General features: G+C 61.3%; 9 protein-coding genes. 4 read left to right on the top strand and 5 right to left on the bottom strand.

Annotated features, from left to right (window positions below; genetic code table 11):
- Window positions 1-95: 95 nt before the first annotated feature.
- The 3 genes from actP to acs form a co-directional block, all read right to left on the bottom strand.
- Window positions 96-1748: a cation/acetate symporter ActP gene (gene actP, locus ACUTQY_RS24485; protein ID WP_004930048.1), complete on the bottom strand. Its 1653-nt coding sequence runs from the start codon at window positions 1746-1748 to the stop codon at window positions 96-98.
- On the bottom strand, window positions 1745-2056 hold the full coding sequence (locus ACUTQY_RS24480) for a DUF485 domain-containing protein (RefSeq protein WP_004930047.1): 312 nt from the start codon (window positions 2054-2056) through the stop codon (window positions 1745-1747). Before ACUTQY_RS24480 ends, actP begins: the two co-directional genes overlap by 4 nt.
- A 91-nt stretch (window positions 2057-2147) precedes the next feature.
- Window positions 2148-4106 carry an acetate--CoA ligase gene (acs, locus tag ACUTQY_RS24475; RefSeq protein WP_033641574.1) on the bottom strand — a complete coding sequence of 653 codons (1959 nt, stop codon included), beginning with the start codon at window positions 4104-4106 and terminating at the stop codon, window positions 2148-2150.
- 901 nt (window positions 4107-5007) lie between these two features.
- Here acs and gltP point away from each other — a divergent pair.
- Together gltP and ACUTQY_RS24465 are read left to right on the top strand one after the other, a co-directional pair.
- Window positions 5008-6324 (top strand): glutamate/aspartate:proton symporter GltP, encoded by a 1317-nt coding sequence (gene gltP, locus ACUTQY_RS24470; protein ID WP_033641576.1) that lies wholly within the window; start codon window positions 5008-5010, stop codon window positions 6322-6324.
- 275 nt (window positions 6325-6599) lie between these two features.
- The gene (locus ACUTQY_RS24465) at window positions 6600-7943 is read left to right on the top strand and encodes a condensation domain-containing protein (protein WP_046688075.1); all 1344 of its coding nucleotides are present in this window, start codon (window positions 6600-6602) and stop codon (window positions 7941-7943) included.
- A 42-nt stretch (window positions 7944-7985) separates the two neighbouring features.
- Here the strand turns inward: ACUTQY_RS24465 and ACUTQY_RS24460 are convergent, their stop codons facing one another.
- Complete coding sequence (locus ACUTQY_RS24460; RefSeq protein WP_164120427.1) at window positions 7986-11081, bottom strand: amino acid adenylation domain-containing protein; 3096 nt, start codon at window positions 11079-11081, stop codon at window positions 7986-7988.
- Window positions 11082-11145: 64 nt separating this feature from the next.
- Entirely contained in the window at window positions 11146-12756 is a 1611-nt protein-coding gene (locus ACUTQY_RS24455) for a condensation domain-containing protein (protein WP_046688077.1), read from the bottom strand.
- A 535-nt stretch (window positions 12757-13291) separates the two neighbouring features.
- On the opposite strand from ACUTQY_RS24455, the gene ACUTQY_RS24450 reads away from it, so the two are divergent.
- Both ACUTQY_RS24450 and ACUTQY_RS24445 read left to right on the top strand, forming a co-directional pair.
- Window positions 13292-15385, top strand: a complete 2094-nt coding sequence (locus tag ACUTQY_RS24450; RefSeq protein ID WP_033641581.1) for a TonB-dependent receptor — start codon at window positions 13292-13294, stop codon at window positions 15383-15385.
- A gap of 78 nt (window positions 15386-15463) precedes the next feature.
- On the top strand, window positions 15464-18373 hold the full coding sequence (locus ACUTQY_RS24445) for a condensation domain-containing protein (RefSeq protein WP_046688078.1): 2910 nt from the start codon (window positions 15464-15466) through the stop codon (window positions 18371-18373).
- Window positions 18374-18409 lie beyond the last annotated feature (36 nt).

Here is an 18409-nt window from a genome sequence, read left to right as displayed (position 1 = left end):
TGCTTTCCCCTCCTTATTCTCCGTCAGCGAGCCAGAGAAAAGGCCCCGAAGGGCCTTTGATTAGGGTGTGTTTGCTTTTTTCACTTATTATTCGGTCAATGCGAGCTGCCCTGAGAAATGCCCAGCCCGGTTTGCGAACGAACAAACTGCGCCCGGAAGCGTTCCCGCTCTTGCTGCCCGGCCAGCGAGCTGTCGGTGATCGAGAACAGCCAGGTGCCGACAAAGGCCACGATCATCGAGAACAGCGCCGGGTATTCGTACGGGTAAATCGGTTTCTCATGGCCGAGGATCTGCACCCAGATCGTCGGGCCGAGGATCATCAGAATCACCGCTGTCAGCAGGCCTAACCAGCCGCCAATCATCGCGCCGCGGGTCGTCAAACGCGACCAGTACATCGACAGGATGATGATAGGGAAGTTACAGCTGGCGGCGATGGAGAACGCCAGCCCGACCATAAAGGCGATATTCTGCTTCTCGAACAAAATCCCCAGGGCAATGGCGACCAGGCCTAATACCACGACGGTGATCTTGGAGACCTTCAGCTCATCGCGCTCGGTCGCCTTGCCGTTTTTAATCACGCTGGCGTACAGATCGTGGGACACGGCCGAGGCGCCGGCCAGCGTCAGGCCCGCAACCACCGCCAGAATGGTGGCGAACGCCACCGCCGAGATAAAGCCGAGGAAGAAGTTGCCGCCAACGGCATTGGCCAGATGCACCGCCGCCATGTTGGTGCCGCCCAGCAGCGCGCCGGTGGCGTCTTTGAACGCCGGATTGGCGCTGACCAGCAGGATGGCGCCGAAGCCGATGATAAAGGTCAGAATATAGAAGTAACCGATAAAGCCGGTGGCGTAGAACACGCTCTTGCGCGCTTCCTTGGCGTCACTCACGGTGAAGAAACGCATCAAGATGTGCGGCAGACCGGCGGTGCCGAACATCAGCGCCAGGCCAAGCGACAGCGCGGAAATCGGATCGGACACCAGCCCGCCGGGGCTCATGATGGCGATGCCTTTCGGATGCACCTTCACCGCTTCGGCGAACAGGGTATTGAAGTCGAAGTTAACCGACTTCATCACCATCAGCGCCATAAAGCTGGCGCCGGCCAGCAGCAGCACCGCTTTGATGATCTGCACCCAGGTGGTGGCCAGCATGCCGCCGAACAGCACGTACAGCACCATCAGGATACCGACCAGGATCACCGCCACATGGTAGTTGAGCCCGAACAGCAGCTGGATCAGCTTGCCGGCGCCGACCATCTGCGCGATCAGATACAACGCCACCACCACCAACGAGCCGCAGGCCGAGAGGGTGCGGATCGGTTTCTGCTGCAGACGGTAAGAGGCGACATCGGCGAAGGTATAGCGGCCGAGATTGCGCAGGCGTTCCGCGATCAGGAACAGAATGATCGGCCAGCCGATGAGGAAGCCGATGGAGTAGATCAGGCCGTCATAGCCCGAGGTATAGACCAGTGCGGAGATGCCGAGGAACGAGGCGGCGGACATGAAGTCGCCGGCGATCGCCAGCCCGTTTTGCAGACCGGTGATGCGCCCGCCCGCGGTGTAGTAGTCCTGACGGGAACGGGTGCGTTTGGAGGCCCAATAGGTGATGTAGAGCGTGGCGCCGACAAACAGGATAAACATCACGATCGCCTGGATGTTCAGCGGCTGACGATGCACCTCGCCGCCAATGGCGTCGGCGCAGGCCAGGCCCGGCAGCAACAGCAGCGCGGCGGCGGACAATAAGCGCTTCATTGTTTCACCTCGCGCAGAATCTCTGCGGTGAGGCGATCGAATTCGCCGTTGGCGCGGAAGACATAGATCCCGGTCAAGACGAAAGAGATCACGATCAGCCCGACGCCGACCGGGATCCCGCGGGTAATGGTCGATCCGGCGGCGATCGGCGTGCCGAGCCATTGGGGATCGAAGGCGATCAACAAGATAAAGCCGACGTACAGCGCCAGCGTAATCAGCGAAAGCAGCCAGGCGAACCGGCCGCGTTTTCTCACCAGCTCTTTAAAGCGCGGGTTTTCTTCAATCCCTTGATAAATGGTGTCATTCATCAGAGTGTCTCCAGTAGGTATTGATAGAGTACGCCGCGCCAGGGCCGCTCAACGGCGCGTTATCCGAATGAGCGGCCTGAAGCGGCGTAAATTATGACGGCACTTTCATTGATTGTTTTTCTTCCAACAGCTTGTCGACTACAGCCGGATCCGCCAGCGTGGAGGTATCCCCCAGGTTGCTGGTGTCGCCGGCGGCAATTTTGCGCAGGATACGCCGCATGATCTTGCCGGAGCGCGTTTTGGGCAGCGAATCTGTCCAGTGCAGCACGTCCGGCGTGGCGATCGGCCCTATCTCTTTGCGCACCCAGTTGCGCACTTCGGCATAGAGCTCCGGCGTCGGTTCTTCGCCGTGGTTCAGCGTGATATAGGCGTAGATCGCCTGGCCTTTGATGTTATGAGGAATGCCGACCACCGCCGCTTCGGCGATTTTCGGGTGAGATACCAGCGCGGACTCGATCTCGGCGGTGCCCAAACGGTGGCCGGAGACGTTCAGCACGTCATCGACGCGGCCGGTGATCCAGTAGTAACCGTCCTCGTCGCGGCGGGCGCCGTCGCCGCTGAAATACATGCCTTTGAAGGTCGAGAAGTAGGTTTGCTCGAAGCGGTCATGATCGCCGAACAGGGTGCGCGCCTGGCCCGGCCAGGAATCGACGATCACCAGGTTGCCTTCGCAGGCGCCTTCCTGCGGCGTGCCGACATTATCAACCAGCGCCGGCTGTACGCCGAAGAAAGGCCGAGTGGCGGAACCGGCCTTCAGCTCGGTGGCGCCCGGCAGCGGGGTAATCATGAAGCCGCCGGTTTCAGTTTGCCACCAGGTGTCGACGATCGGGCATTTGGCGTTGCCTATCTTGTTGTAGTACCACTCCCAGGCTTCCGGGTTGATCGGTTCGCCGACCGAGCCCATGATGCGCAGCGAATCGCGTCGGGTGCCTTCGATCGCCTTGTCGCCTTCGGCCATCAGGGCACGAATGGCGGTCGGCGCGGTATACAGAATGTTGACCTGGTGTTTGTCGATCACCTGAGACAGACGATTGACGCCCGGATAGTTAGGTACGCCTTCGAACATCAGCGTGGTGGCGCCGCAGGCCAGCGGGCCGTACAGCAGATAGCTGTGACCGGTGACCCAGCCGACGTCGGCGGTGCACCAGTAAATGTCGCCGTCGTGATAGTCGAACACATACTTAAAGGTCATCGCGGCGTACACCAGGTAGCCGCCAGTGGTGTGCAGCACGCCTTTTGGCTTGCCGGTCGAGCCGGAGGTGTACAGGATAAACAGCGGATCTTCCGCGTTCATTTCTTCCGGCGGGCAATCGGCGGAAACGCCCTGGGTCAGCTCATGCCACCACAGATCGCGCCCTTCCTGCCAGTAACCCGGTTTGCCGGTGCGCTGGAACACCACGACGTTGGCCACGCTGACCACGCCGGGGTTTTTCAGCGCATCGTCGACGTTCTTTTTCAGCGGCACGGCGCGGCCGGCGCGCAGGCCTTCATCGGCGGTGATCACCAGTTTGGCGTTGGAGTCGATAATGCGCCCGGCGACCGCTTCCGGTGAGAAGCCGCCGAAGATCACCGAATGTACGGCGCCGATGCGGGCGCAGGCCAGCATCGCGACCGCCGCTTCCGGCACCATCGGCATATAGATAGCCACCACGTCGCCTTTTTTCACGCCGAGCTTTTTCAGCACGTTGGCGAATTGGCAGACATCATGGTGCAGCTGTTTGTAGGTCACTTTCTTGGATTGGGTCGGGTCATCGCCTTCCCAGATAATGGCGGTCTGGTCGCCGCGCTCAGCCAAATGACGGTCCAGGCAGTTGGCCGCCAGGTTCAACGTGCCGTCTTCAAACCAACGGATGCTGACGTGGCCCGGATCGAACGAGGTGTTTTTGACTTTGGTATAGGGTTTGATCCAGTCCAGGATTTTGCCATGCTCACCCCAAAAAGCTTCTGGGTCTTGAACCGACTGTTGATAATACTGTTGGTATTGTGCCGGATTAATCAGGGCGCGTTCTGCAATTGCAGAAGGAATAGCGTGTTTATGCAGTTGGCTCATAGCTTTTCTCCTTGAAGTTGTTAATGATATGTCAACTGAAGGTTAAGTATAGTTTGCTACGATTCTTTGTTTCTTTTTTGCGCGGCAGATCACGCAACAAAGATATTGATTTGTAATAGTTCTGTCGTATTTGCAGTACGTATCTATCTATTTGGCGTTTAAATCATCATAAACCCGCTTTTTTAGCCAAAAACACTTATCTAAAGAACAAAAAAGAATAAACAAAGGCGAGGGTGTTTGCCTCGCGCTTAATAAGGGGGGGAGAGACCGACATTATTTCGCGCTATAAATCTTTTTTGATTATTTTTCGCTATTAATATTCGAAGTTGGTATTAACGCGATATAACGATGGACGGCACATCGTGAAATAACGTTCTATTAACGCTTAATTCCTGATGAAAACTCGGGAAATACCGTGTGGCATTCATCATGCCGAATTGTTCGATTTTTAATCGGAATATAAAACGGCGCTGCATTTATGGGTGAAAATGTCACTCGGTCAATTCCCATTTATTTGACTTTTGAGTAACAAAATATAAACATTTGATGCGGACTAAATATGCAGAATGGACGAAAAATAACGCATTTTAATCGCGTTCAAAAAAACGTCGCTGGCGCGGTTATGTGCTTCATTATATGAAAAATTATGTTTTTAATAACAAGCAATTATGCCATTTGAAATAGTTGCGCGAATTTTTTGTGATTCGATTCAGCGCTCAACCCTGACAAATCAAGGCTTGCAGAGCATGCCGCCCGGATGATACAGATTTATACTGCGTCGCACCCAGGGCAGGTGAACGCTTCCACTGAATTAACATAAGCCTGTAATAAATGATTAAGTATTCTTTTCGCCGTGTTGCGACTTTGTACGGCGCAAAGAGTCTTTGAGGACTTTTTGGGTATGAAAAGTGTAAAAATTAGCCTGGCTTGGCAAATCCTGATCGCGTTGGTGCTGGGTATTATTGTTGGCGCGGTATTGCACAACCAGACCGAATCTCGTGAGTGGCTGGTGAGCAATATTCTCAGCCCGGCGGGTGATATCTTTATTCGTCTGATTAAGATGATTGTGGTGCCGATCGTTATTTCCACGCTGATCGTCGGTATTGCCGGCGTGGGGGATGCGAAAAAGCTGGGCCGCATCGGATTGAAAACCATTATTTACTTCGAAGTGATCACCACGATCGCCATCGTGGTGGGGCTCACCTTGGCCAACGTCTTCCAACCGGGTCACGGCATCGATATGTCGACGCTGACCACGGTGGACATTTCGCAGTATGAGAAAACCACCGAACAGGTGCAAAGCGGTTCGCACAGCCTGGTGGCGACCATTCTGTCGCTGATCCCGTCGAACGTCTTCTCGTCGATGGCCAAGGGCGACATGCTGCCGATTATCTTCTTCTCGGTGCTGTTTGGTCTGGGGCTGTCGTCGTTGCCGAAAGAGACCAAAGAGCCGCTGCTGAAGGTCTTCAAGGCAGTGTCCGAGAGCATGTTCAAAGTCACCCACATGATCATGCGTTATGCGCCGATCGGGGTGTTTGGTCTGATTTCGGTCACGGTGGCGAACTTCGGTTTCGCTTCGCTGCTGCCGTTGGCCAAGCTGGTGGTGCTGGTGTACTTCGCCATCGCGTTCTTCGCCCTGGTGGTGCTGGGGGCGGTCGCTCGGCTGTGCAACCTGCGCATCTGGACGCTGATCCGCATCCTGAAAGACGAACTGATCCTGGCTTATTCCACCGCCAGTTCGGAAACGGTGCTGCCGCGCATCATCGAAAAGATGGAGGCTTACGGCGCGCCCAAGTCGATCACCAGTTTCGTGGTGCCGACCGGTTACTCCTTTAATTTGGATGGTTCGACGCTGTACCAGAGCATCGCCGCCATCTTTATCGCCCAGCTGTACGGCATTGAGCTATCGTTGGGGCAGGAGATCGTGCTGGTGCTGACGCTGATGGTGACCTCGAAAGGGATCGCCGGCGTGCCGGGTGTCTCGTTCGTGGTGCTGCTGGCGACGTTGGGCAGCGTCGGCATTCCGCTGGAAGGCCTGGCGTTTATCGCCGGCGTGGACCGTATCCTGGATATGGCGCGCACCGCGCTGAACGTCGTGGGCAACGCGCTGGCGGTACTGGTTATCGCCAAGTGGGAGCACCAGTTCGATCGCAAGAAGGCGCTGGCCTACGAAACGGAGTTCCTGGCGCAGAAGGTGAAGCCGGCCAATCAAGGCTAATCACCGGCTAGCGGGATATGAAAACCGCCCCGGGCATCCGTGCCCGGGGCGTTTTGTTTTTATGCCCTTTCAGCCTGCCACTTTCTTTTCTCTGCCCCCGCTGCGTCGCTTGCATCCCCGCTTAACAGAATCTAAAGTGTTACCAAATTATTGGAAATGATAATAGATGTTATTATCATTTTCATTTGATGATGTATGGAGACACACAAAAGCCGTTGAACGGCGGGGTATCGCCCGTTCGGCGCTTTTATTCAGGCTTATCAAAGGTAGGTAACATGTCGGACACCGCTTTGGCCTCTGAATGGTTGCCGCTGGCGCCAGCGCAGCTTGATTTCTGGGAAGAATACACCTTGCACCCTGGGCAGACCTTATCCACCGTCGCCCATTGCACCGAACTGTGCGGCGCAATAGAGGAAGCGGCGCTCTGCCGGGCGATCGCCGCCACCCTCGCCGAGACGCAGGCGTTTGCCCTGCGCTTTGGCGAACGGCGTGGCGACCATCCACCGCCGCTACGGCACGAGCCACAGCGCATACCGTCATTGCAACGTATCGATCTGCAAACGCATCGCGATCCCTGGCAGGCGGCGCAAAGCCTGATGCACGAGGATATCGCGCAGCACCGGGCGCTGCACCGCGAACCGTTAGCCGCCGCCTGGCTGCTGAAGCTGGGACCGGAGCGTTACCTCTGGTACGTGCGTGCGCACCATATTCTGGTCGACGGTTTCGGCATGGCGCTAATCGAGCACCGCTGCGCCGCGCTATATGCGCACTACCTCGGCCAGGGGAGCGCGGGCATCCCTTTGGGCGCCTTCGCCCCCTTTCAACAGGCCGAGTTGGCCTACGTCGATTCTGAACGCTGCGAGCGCGATCGGCGCTTTTGGCAGGCCTATCTGCCGCCGTCGCAGGCGCTGCCGACGGTGCGTAAGGGCGGCGGGGAGTATGGCGTGCGACGCCTGAGCGTCAACCGTCGGTTGCCGACAGAAGTCGCGCAACGTCTGGCGCAGCAGTCGGAACGCAGTGGCATCAATTGGCCCGACTTGCTGGTGGCGCTGTCGGCGGTCTGGCTGTTTCAGGTCATGCCGCGTCACGCCCGGCAGGGCGATGCGTTGCCGATGTGGATGCCTGCGATGAATCGCCGCGGGCAAGCCGCCACCAACGTCCCTTCGCTGGCGGTTAATACACTGCCGCTGCTGGTATCGCCGTCGCCAATGGAGACGCTGGGGAGCTTTCTGACCACCCTGACGCAGCAGCTGCGCGAGCTGCGCAGCCACGCCGGCTATCGTCTGCGCCAACTGGCCGCCGATCGCGGCGTGGATCCGAACTCGCGCTTCTTTATTTCTCCCTTCATCAACGTGCAACCCTTCGATGCGCCCCGTTTTGTCGGCTGTCGCGGCGCCCGGCGCGTTTTGGCCGGCGGCTCGGGCGACGGTTTCAACCTGACGTATCGCGGCCGCACCGACGCCCGCGATCTGCAGGTGGATATCGATATTTATCTGGAACAGTTCCCGACGGAGGATGCGCTGGACTATGGCGAGGTGCTGCAAGAATTTCTGCTGCGCGCGCTGCAGCGAGAAGCCTGGGAGCAACCGCTCGCGGCCCTGACGGCATTGCCCGCCTGATAACCTGCGGGCGGGGGATATCCCCGCCCGAGTGATGTGGCTTCAGCTGGTCAGTAACGCCGCCACTTCGCGCGCATTCTTGCACGGCAAGAGCGCACTGCTTACCAGCCGGGTGCCGAAAGCGTCATTGAGGCGCTCCGCCACCTGTTTGATATGCGGCAGCTTCAGCCCCATGGCGATAAACGCCGTCTCTTCTCCCCATTCCGGGCGCGGCGTCACGCCGATCGCCTGCCAATAGATGGTCAGGATCTCTGCGCTGCGCGCCAAAGGCGCGTTCGGCGGCGGGGCTGCGCAGGCGTTCAGCGCCGGCGCGGTTTGCCGCTGGCTCAGGTCGGCGCGGATACGATGGCGGTCGGTTTTGCCGTTGGCAGACAGCGGCAGCGCCTCGGCGTGGATAAAGCGCGTGGGAATATGGGTACAGGGCAGATAGCCGGTGGCAAAGGCGCGGATCTCGGACAGCGGCAGCGGCTTGCCGTCGCGGGTCAGATACAGGGCGCCGAGCGCCGCCTCGTTGTTCTCTCCGCTGGGATAATCCACCACCACCATATCCCGGATCGCCGGATGGCGGCGCAGCACGTCTTCGATTTCCGGCAGCGAGACGCGCACGCCGCGGATCTTCACATAGCCGTTCACCCGGGTGGCGAACATGATGTTGCCGTCCGGACGGTAATAGCCCTGATCGCCGGTACGGAAAGCGCGCAGCGGCTGCCCGTCCGGCCCTGCGAGGGTGACGAAGTCGTGCTGCTTCAGCTCCCCCTGCTCCAGATAGCCTAACGCCAGGTTGACCCCGGCGGTATGGATGCGGCCGACCACGCCGGCCGGGCAGTGGCTGCCGTCGTCATGGCAGATGAAATAGCGGTTGGCCGGCAGCGGGCGGCCGTAAGGCACGGTGCCGCTCTCCTGCGGGGCGATCGGGTGCCAGATGCTCCAGATGGTGGTTTCGGTCGGCCCGCCGAGTGAGAACAGCGCGAGATCCGGGCGTAAGGTGCGCAGGGTTTGCACCGTCGCCGGCTTGATGTAGTCGCCGCCCTGCGCCACCAGGCGCAGCGAGCGCAGGCTGTCGGCCGTTTTACAGGTGAGCAGCATCTCCAGAATGGCGGGCACCGAGCACCACAGGCTGACCCGATGTTTTTCCACCAGTTGGTTCCAACTGATGGCGTCTTTTTCCTGATGCGGCGCCGGCAGTACCAGCGTGGCGCCGGCGCACAGCGAACCGAACAGATCGAACATCGACATGTCATGGTGCGGCGGCGTCACGGAAATAAAGACGTCGTCGGCGGTGACTCTCCAGCGCTGTTGGGTTTGGTGCACGACGTTGGCGGTAGCGCGGTTGTTGAGCACCACGCACTTGGGTTTACCGGTGGTGCCGGAGGTATACAGGTAATAGCTCGCGGCCTGGCTGGCGCTGCGTTCCGTCAACGCCTGTCCATCCGGCAGCGCGGGCGCGCGATCCGTCGGCGTCAGCAGGGTAGCCGGCGTCACGCCGATCGGCGTCTCCAGATCGCCGCCGTGCACCACCAGCGTCGGCCGGCAGTTCTCCAGCAGGTAGGCGGTGCGCTCCGGCGGCGAGTTGATGTCGATAGGCACCCAGATCACCCCCTGCAGGGCGCAGGCGAGGCTGAAGATGATCTGTTCCGGGCTGCGCGGCAAATACAGCGCCACCACGTTGCCCGGCTGTACGCCGCGGCTTTGCAGGTTGGCGATCGCCGTGGCGATCCGCTGGCCCAGCTCGCGATAGGTCAGCGTCTGCTCGCCGCAGATCAGCGCGTTGCCGCCGTTATGCGCGCCGAACAGCCGCTCGGTCAGCTGCGCCAGATAAGGATAAGGCGCGTAATTCGCTTCGCTGTCGTTGTGGCGGTAATGCGCCAGATCGATGAAATCTCGCGGGGCGATCGCCAGATCGGCGCGTTGGCAACTGTGCAGGATGCGCCGCTGCAAGGCCGCCAGTATGGCCGCTACCTGCTCGCCGTGCAGCGCCTGCTCGGCGTAATCCACGCACAGCTGCAGGTTTTTTTCGCTGTCCAGCGTCAGACGGATATCAATGGCGACCTGCGGCGTTTGGGTCAGGCCATCGTGGAAGCGCACCGGCGCCTCGGCCGGCAGCGTTTCCCAACCCAAACAGTTGGTCAGGATCACCGGCAGCGCCGGGCCGCCCTGGCTTTGGCCGAGCAACTGACGCGCCAGATCGACGCCGGAAAACGCCAGGTGATCGAGCGCGCCGAGCACATCGTCCTGCAAGGCTTGCGCGCGCTGGATAAAGTCTTCGCCGTAGCGCGAATAGCGCACCGCCACGAAGCTGGAGGCGTTGCCCAGCGCGCCGTCGGCGGCGGGGAACGCCACCGGAACCCCGACGCACAGCTCCCCGTCGGTGGTCCAGTGGGCCAGCGTATCAAGGATCAGCGCCGAGAGCAGGCTGTTGCGCAGCAGCGCATGCGGCGATCCCAGGCGGCCCAGTTGTTTGACCGTGTCGTGCGGCAGCGTCAGGGTGGCGCGGCGATAGCGTGATGCGGTGAGATTGGCGAGCGGGGCGCGCCACGGCAACGCCGACGGGGTGGTGACATCCTGCAGCTTCTCGCGCCAATAGGCGGCATCGGCCTGGCGTTGCGCCGCCGATGCCGCAGGGGGCGGCAGCGCGGCGGCGGTCGGCGTCAGAGGGCGATCGTCGAACAGGCGCGCGATCACGGCGGAGATCCCCTGGCCGTCGAGGATCAAGGCATCAAAGCTGGTAAAGATCAGCGTATCGTACGGCGATCCCGTCGGATCCTGCTGTTCGGCAAGTTGGATCACGGCGATGCGCCACAGCGGTTGGCTCGGATCGTGGCGCTGGTGGGAGTAACGCTCGCGCAGTTGTTCCGTCTGGCGCTGCGCCGCTTCGTCATCCAGCGAGCGCAGGTCGTGGCGATCCAGATGCAGCGTGATTTCCGGGCGCACGTGCTGCGTGCCGCGCTGCACATCGATGCAGGTGCGCAACGCCGGGTAGTGCTGTACCAGCTCGGCCAGGCGCGCTTCAAGGCGCGGCAAATCCCGCTGCCGGGCACGGTATTCGCGGAAGTCGTGCATCGCCACGCCGCCGAGCGGCCATCGATCGCTGCGGCCGAGAAGATAGGCCTGCTGCAGTGCGGTTAATGGTGTCTCCATGGTGCTTCCCTATAGTCGCTAACCGATTAAAACGTGCCGGACGTCGCGCGCCCGGAAACCGATCTCAGTGCTGCGGCGCCAGCGCGGCGAGCAGCGTTTTCGCATGCCGTCCTGCTTCGGGCGAGCGTTGGCAGATCAATGCCGCCAGCGCCGCGGGGGAGGGATGCGCCGCCAGATCCTGCGCCGTCAGCGCCGCCGCCAGATATTTGTTGAGCACCGTTAGCAGCGCGTTCACCCCAGCATCCGGCAGAGGCAACCGGTGGATATCGTCGTGGTCGTGCAAGCCGGCCTCGGGAGCCACCCGCTCCAGCAGCCGGTGCAACACCTGGCGCACCGGCGCCTGCTGCGCCAGCGCGTCGGGCGTGCATTGCGCCAGCAGTTGCGACAGCGGGCGATCGAACGCCCCCGCTTGCCGCGCGGCCAGGTGCAGCAGTGCCCGGTAACAGGCCAGCAGACGTGGCAACACGTGCTCGGGAAACGCGTCCAGCCGCACGTCCCAGTTGATCAGAATGCCGTCGTCGACGTGGGCGACCTGCGCATCCAGCGCGACCTGCGGCCCCTGAGAGATGACCCAGCCGAGAGGGCCGAAGGTGTTGGCGACCCGTTCGGAAAACAGCGTCTTGCCGCGGATGCCGAAACCGGCGGTAAACACCACCGGCGAAGGCTGCAGGCTGCCGTGCAGGCGTGACAGATCGCGCATCACGCTGACGCCGGGATAATCTGCATGCTCGATCAGCTCCGCCAGCTGCGCCATCAGGCGTTGGCAGAAGGCGTTCAGGTTTTCCGTCGGGTTCAATTCCACGCCGAGCAATACCAGATTAGAGAAGTCGCCGACGAGGCGATGCGCGTCTTCCCGTTCGCTCTCGCGGTGGAACAGCGGCACGTTGAGCCGGAAGCGCGTCATGTTCCAACCCTGGCCGACGGCCAGCGCGAACAGCGCCAGAAATAGCGTCGAGAGGGAGGTGTGGTGCCGCTTGGCCACGCTCTCCAGCGCGCGGCTTTCTTCTGCATTCAACTGGATGGCCAAACGATCGCTGCGGCAGCGGTCCGGCGTGCGCAGCAGGCGCGGCGCCGGCGGCACCTGCGCCAGGCGAGCACGCCACCAACGCTGGCTGCGTTCGCGCCGCTGGCGCAGCGCCTCGTCGGCGTTGCGTCGTTCGAGGTGATCGAAGTAGGCCGGCGGCGCGTCATGGGAGGGCGCCGCCGGACACTGGTGATAAAACGCCGCCAGATCCTCCATCAGCAGGCGAAAGCTCATGGCATCGCCGGCGATCATGTCGAGATCGACGTGCAAGCGGCTGCGCCCTTCCGGCAGCAGGCTCAGGCTGATATCGCAGGGAACGCCCTGTTCCAGCGGCAGCAGCTGGGTGCTTTTCGCCTGGCGTTTGGCGGCGAGCGCGGCCGCCAGCGTCGCTTCATCGGCGTGTCGCCAGTCGTCGAGATGCAAGGTATGCCGGGGACTGGGGGGCGCGATCGTCTGTTGGCCATCGTCGGTAATGCGCAGGCGCAGCAGCGGATGATGCAGGTACAACATCTCTACGGCCTGGCGGAGCCGAGCGGCATCCAGCTCGCCGCCGTCGAACTCCGCATACAGGTGGGCGGCCATGCCGCCCAGAGGGGGAGCGGACTGTCGGCCTACCCAATAGGCGGCCTGCATCGTGGTTAACGCTTTCATCGGGTATCCATTTTGATTCAGCCAACGAGACTGCAAGAATATATCCAAATGTTAATAGGAATGAAAATTATTATTATTTGATCCATTTGGCGCATGGGTGCTATCTATAAGGCGTTTTAGCAATACTGAGCAGAGAGGGCGTTGGGCGTGAGTAATTTATCTATATTATTCTTAGCATTGAAATGATTGCTTGTTATTGCAGCGCTCGTTTTTCCTGCGAAAGCATAAGGGCTTCTGGCAGTTATCTTGTCAGCCCTCACACCTTTATTGATAATGATTTGCATTAGAAAATGCAAAATATTATCATTCTTAACATTATTTTACGTTTTTATACAAGCTGCCGGCCGCTCCGCCGGCGGCTTGGCCGTGGACGGGGCCGCGCCCGTTCGGCCGCGAAAGACATGGGTTTGCCGCAGGGATAAGCAACAGCAAGGCCGGGAAGGCCGCAGCGTCATGATCTGTGTGAGTGTCGATGTAGGTTGTGTAAAAAAAAATCAAATTTTGTGCACCTCTGGGATGAAAGGAGAAGACATCTATGGGCAAGCATTTTGCGGCTCAACGGCATGAAAGCGTAGGAAACGGGGAAAAGGCGGGGTTGAAAGCCATTGGGGCATTTTCCTCCGTATTTTTAGGGGTTTGTTCACTGGCGATCGGTAACGTCAACGCGGCGGAAACGAAGAGCAACGAAACCTACCAGGACGCGGAAACGCTGCTGGTCACCGGTGAGAAGATCAAACGGTCCATTTTCGACACCGGCTCCAGCGTGCAGGTGTTCGACAGCAACCGCATCGCCTCGATGCCCGATGCGGTGCAGATCCCCGATCTGCTGCGCATGACCCCCAACGTGGTGGATCTGGGCATCGGCAACGAACTGCCGACCGTGCGCGGCATCGACGGTTCCGGCCCGAACGTCGGCGCCAACGCTTTCCTTAGCGGCACCCGCCCGCGCCTCAATCTGTCATTGGACGGCCGTTCGCTGACTTATAACGAACAGGCGTTCGGTCCGCAGTCGCTGTGGGATCTGGATCGCGTCGAAGTGTTCCTCGGCCCGCAAAGCTACATCCAGGGGCGCAACGCCATCGCCGGCGCCATCGTCATGGCCAGTAAGGATCCGACCTTCGAGTGGGAAAGCGCCTTCAAGGGCGGGGCCGGCAACCAGCACTCTTCACAGTTGGCGGCCATGGCGTCCGGCCCGCTGGTGGAAGATCAGCTGGCGTTCCGCGTCAGCGTCGATCGCCAGCGCCGCCGCAGCGAAGCCGATCTGCCGGCCTATGCGCCGGTGGGCGATCCGCGCGAAGTGGAAGCCACCACCGCCCGCGCCAAGCTGTTGTTCAACCCGGCCGGCCTGCGCGATCTGACCACCAAGCTGACCTTCAACCACTTCGGCAGCACCGCGCCGCAGAACGAAAGCCTCAACCCTCAGCCGCATCCGACCAACCCGCGCCACGATCCGCGCCGCGCCGTGTTCAAAAGCAACATGAACAGCACCATCTGGGATCTGGCCTGGGAGCAGTCCGACGCACTGACGTTGGAAAACCGCGTTATCTACACCGACTTCAACATCAACCGTCCGACCGCTTACAACATCCAATACGCCGAGATCGACGGCCAGGAAGTTCACGTGGAGCCGGTAGTGCGCTTCGGCGGCGCGGACAGCCGCCTGCACGGGCTGGCGGGGCTGCGTTACTTCCACGGCACGCAGGATGAGTTCGTCAACATCTTCGGCGGCTCGACCTTCAAGGATAAGACCGATACCCATTCGGCGTTCGCCGAGCTGACCTATGCGCTGACGCCGCAGGTGGACGTGACCGCCGCCAGCCGTCTGGAGCGCGAACATCGTCGCCGCGACGGCGGCAGCCAGGCGGTGCGCATCGATTTCGATGAAACCTACACCGTGTTCCTGCCGAAGCTGGACGTGGCCTGGAAACCGACGGATACCCAAACCTACGGCGCCAAGATCGCACGCGGCTATAACGCCGGCGGCGGCGGCATCACGATCGGCACGCCGGTGGTCAGCTACACCTACGGTTCCGAGTATGTCTGGAACTACGAGCTGTACACCCGCCATCACCTGAAAGACGCCAACGTGGTGCTGACGGGTAACATCTTCTACAACGATTACAAGGATATGCAGCTGCCGTACTCGCTGGGCGAGAACTCCAGCGTGATCCGCAACGCCGACAAGGTGGAAACCTACGGCGCGGAAATCGGCGCTACCTGGCAGCCGCGCTGGGATTTCGAACTGTTCGGCAACCTCGGCCTGTTGAAAACCGACATCAAGAAGTTCTCGGGCAGCGGCGTGGAAGGGCATGAGCTGGCGCGCGCGCCGGCTTACACCGCCAACATGGGCGCCAAATATCAGTTCCTGAAAGGGTGGGAGCTGAGCAGCAACGTGGCGTTTACCGACTCCTACTATTCGCAATACGACAACGACTCGCGCGGGCGCATCGGCTCCTATTGGACGGCCAACGCCCAGCTGGCTTACACCTTCGACTACGGTCGCGCCACGCTGTATGCGAAAAACCTGTTTGATTCCGACCGCCGCGAGATGGTCAGAAGCAATGACATTTACACGGCGACTCTCCAGCGAGGCCGCCTGGTCGGCGCAGCGGTTGAGCTGACTTTCTAACGCTATCGCGGTGACGGGGGACGAATGTCCCCCGTTTTATGCGCTATCCCGGCACGGCCGGGCAAAGGAGATAACGCAGTGATCGATGATTTTGACAGCATTCTGAGCGATGAAGAGGCCCAGCGGCTGGAGAGCGCGTTTCAGGCGCTGGGCGCGGGGGCGGCGAACGGCGAGCGGCCGGTAAGCGAAGCCGAAGAGCGGGCATGGTTTGCCCATCTGCAGCAGGGTGACGCACGCTGGCAGCGGGCGCTAGCCTGGCGCCTGACGGGAGAGGTGGATATCGCCCAACTGACGGCGGCGCTGCAGGCGCTGGTGCGGGAAACGCCGGGCGTGAACGTGCATTACGTTTTTGATGACGAAAACGGTCTGATTAAACGCGCCGCCGATTCGGCGCCGTTGCCGGTGAGCCTGCGTCAGGTGGCGGATGAACAACACGCCATGGATTGCCTGCTGCAGGCGCAGGCGGCGCCGTTTGAACTGGAAGGCGAAGCGCCGCTGCGCTTCTTGCTGTTGCTCACGCCGGGCGGTGATGTGATGTTGGGCGCGGTATTGCATGACATCCTGGCGGAAACGCTGCCGTGGCGCCACCTGCCGGCGATGTTGTCCGCCCGTTATAACGGAGATGCGATGCCTCTGCCTTTCGCGGCGGAGCCGGTCGAGCCGCCGGAAACCCCGGAGCCACAGCTGCCCTGGGCGCGCCAGGCGGTCGCGCTGCAGGATTACCGCAGCCCGGCGCAGCGTGTTGAAGCGTTGCCACCGGTGGGCGCGCGCGTGGTCACGCGCATTGCGCGCTCGCTGTTGCCCGCCAACGACACGCCGCGGGCCTTGCTGGCGGCGGTGGCGGCGCGTTTTGCCGAGTTCGTCGCCACGCAGGCCGGCGGGCAAGCGGTGCAGCTGTGCGTGCCGGCGGCAGAAACGGCGGAGTGCGTCGGCCTGGAGTTGGGCCTGACGGCAGCGCCGCTGATGCGCCTGACCGTACGTCACGGCGACGGCGATGCCGGGCAACGGCTGCTGGCGCAGACCGTGGCTGAACAGCCGGATCGGCAGCGGGCGCAGCTGCTGGTGGCCTGGCGCGACGATCTGGCTGCAGAGTGGCGGTTGGAAGGCGTTCACGCCGAACGCCTGTTGCTGCCGCCGCTGCATACGCCGTTTGAACTGGCGCTGCTGTTGAGCTCGCCCGAGGCGGAAACGCTGACGCTGGAGCTGGTCACCGATCCGCGTCTGTCTCCGCACGCGGCGCCTTTCCTGCTGGAGCAGTTCAGCGCGTTCCTGGCCGGGCAGCGGATTGCCGTCGCATTGCCGGCGGCTGAGGCCGTTTCCCCGGCGATGGCCGCGCCGGCGGCGAACGGCGACCCGGACGAAAGCATTGCATCACTGATTTTGCAGGCGTTCCGTGAGGCGCTGGCGGCGCCGGAAATGACCCTGGATGAAGACTTCTTCGATCGCGGCGGCCATTCACTGGTCGCTACCCGGGTGATTGGCCGCTTGCTGAGCCTGCATCAGATCGAAATCAACATTAACGATCTGTTCAGCCATCCGACGGCGCGCGGGCTGGCGGGCTACGCCAAACGCCTGAACGTCGCGCAGCCGAATGCCTCGCTAGCCATCGCCGACGATCATGAGGGGGCGCAGGCGCCGCTGTCGCTGGCGCAGGAATCGCTGTGGAAGGTGTATGAAGCCTTCGGCCATGACGAGATTTTCAACCTGCCGTTCTCTCTGCGCTTCTTCGATGCGGTGGACGAAACGGCGCTGCACCAGGCGTTTATCGACGTCATGACTCGCCATACCGTGCTGCGTTCACGCTTCGTCGAGCAGCAGGGGGAGGTGGTGCAGGTGGTGGTGCCGGCCGCAGAACTGCCGGATTATCAGTGGTTCCGCTTCTCTCACGAGACGCCGGCGGGTAACGCCGCGGCCCTGTTGGCCGACGCCGGCCAGCACCGGTTCGATCTGGCCGCCGAGCTGCCGCTGCGCGCCACGCTGCTGCGCGATGCGGACAACGGCCAGCAGCTGCTGTCGCTGCTGTTCCACCATGTGGTGCTGGATGAATGGTCGCTCAACCTGATGATGGACGAGCTGGGCGTCGCCTATCGCCATCGCGTCGTCGGCCAGGCGCCGCAGTGGAGCGGGCAGCCGCCGCAGTTCCACACCTTCGCCCGGCAGCAGCGGGCCTCGGGGGTGCAGCAGCAACATCTGGACTATTGGCTCGATGCGCTGCGCGGCGCGCCGGTCGGCCAACCGATCTTCCGGCAAGAAGCGTCCACCCACCCGGCGGTGCCGGCGCCGGCGGACGTCAACGGCGGCTGGCTGGAGTTCGAGGTCGATCCTGCCGTGGCGGAAGGCCTGTATCAGCTTGCCCGCCGCAACAACGCTTCGCTGTTCAACGTGGTGTATGCCGGGATTACCTCGGCGCTGCGTCTGCTGGGCGGCCCGGCGGATCTGCTGGTGGGCACCTCAACCTCTGGCCGTAACGACGCCGAGTTCTTCGATACCGTCGGCTACTTCACCACCGTGGTGGTGCACCGCGTGCGCTTCGACGAAGGGCTGACGGTCGCCGGGTTGGTCAGTCAGGTGAAAAACACCATCAATGGCTCGCTGCCGTACACCGACATTCCGATCGACCTGGTGGAAGAAGGGCTGTTCGGCGTGGATGCCGACCGCAAAAACCACATGTTCGAAGTGTTCATCCAGATCCACAGCCGCATCAAGCTGAACGGCGAGTTCCGGCTGCAGGACGGCCGTGCGATCGCCTACCGTCAGGTGGAGCCGGAGAAAGCCGAATCGCTGCTCGGCCTGCAGTTTGAGGTGATGGAAGACGATCTGGCCGGGAAGAAATCCCTGCGGGTGATGATGACCTATCGCCAGGATCACTACAGCCGGGAGCAGGCCACTCTGATCGCCGACGGCGTTCAGCACGTCTTTACCCAGTTTGCACAGCACATCGCTGGCGATATCGCTCTGGCGGCGCTGCCTCCCGGGCCGCAGGCATGACGTTGTTTCACTCTAACCGAAAGCATGATTTTCAAG

The organism is Serratia sp. TSA_130.1 (genome assembly GCF_052691795.1).
This window is presented reverse-complemented; position numbering and strand designations above follow the sequence as displayed.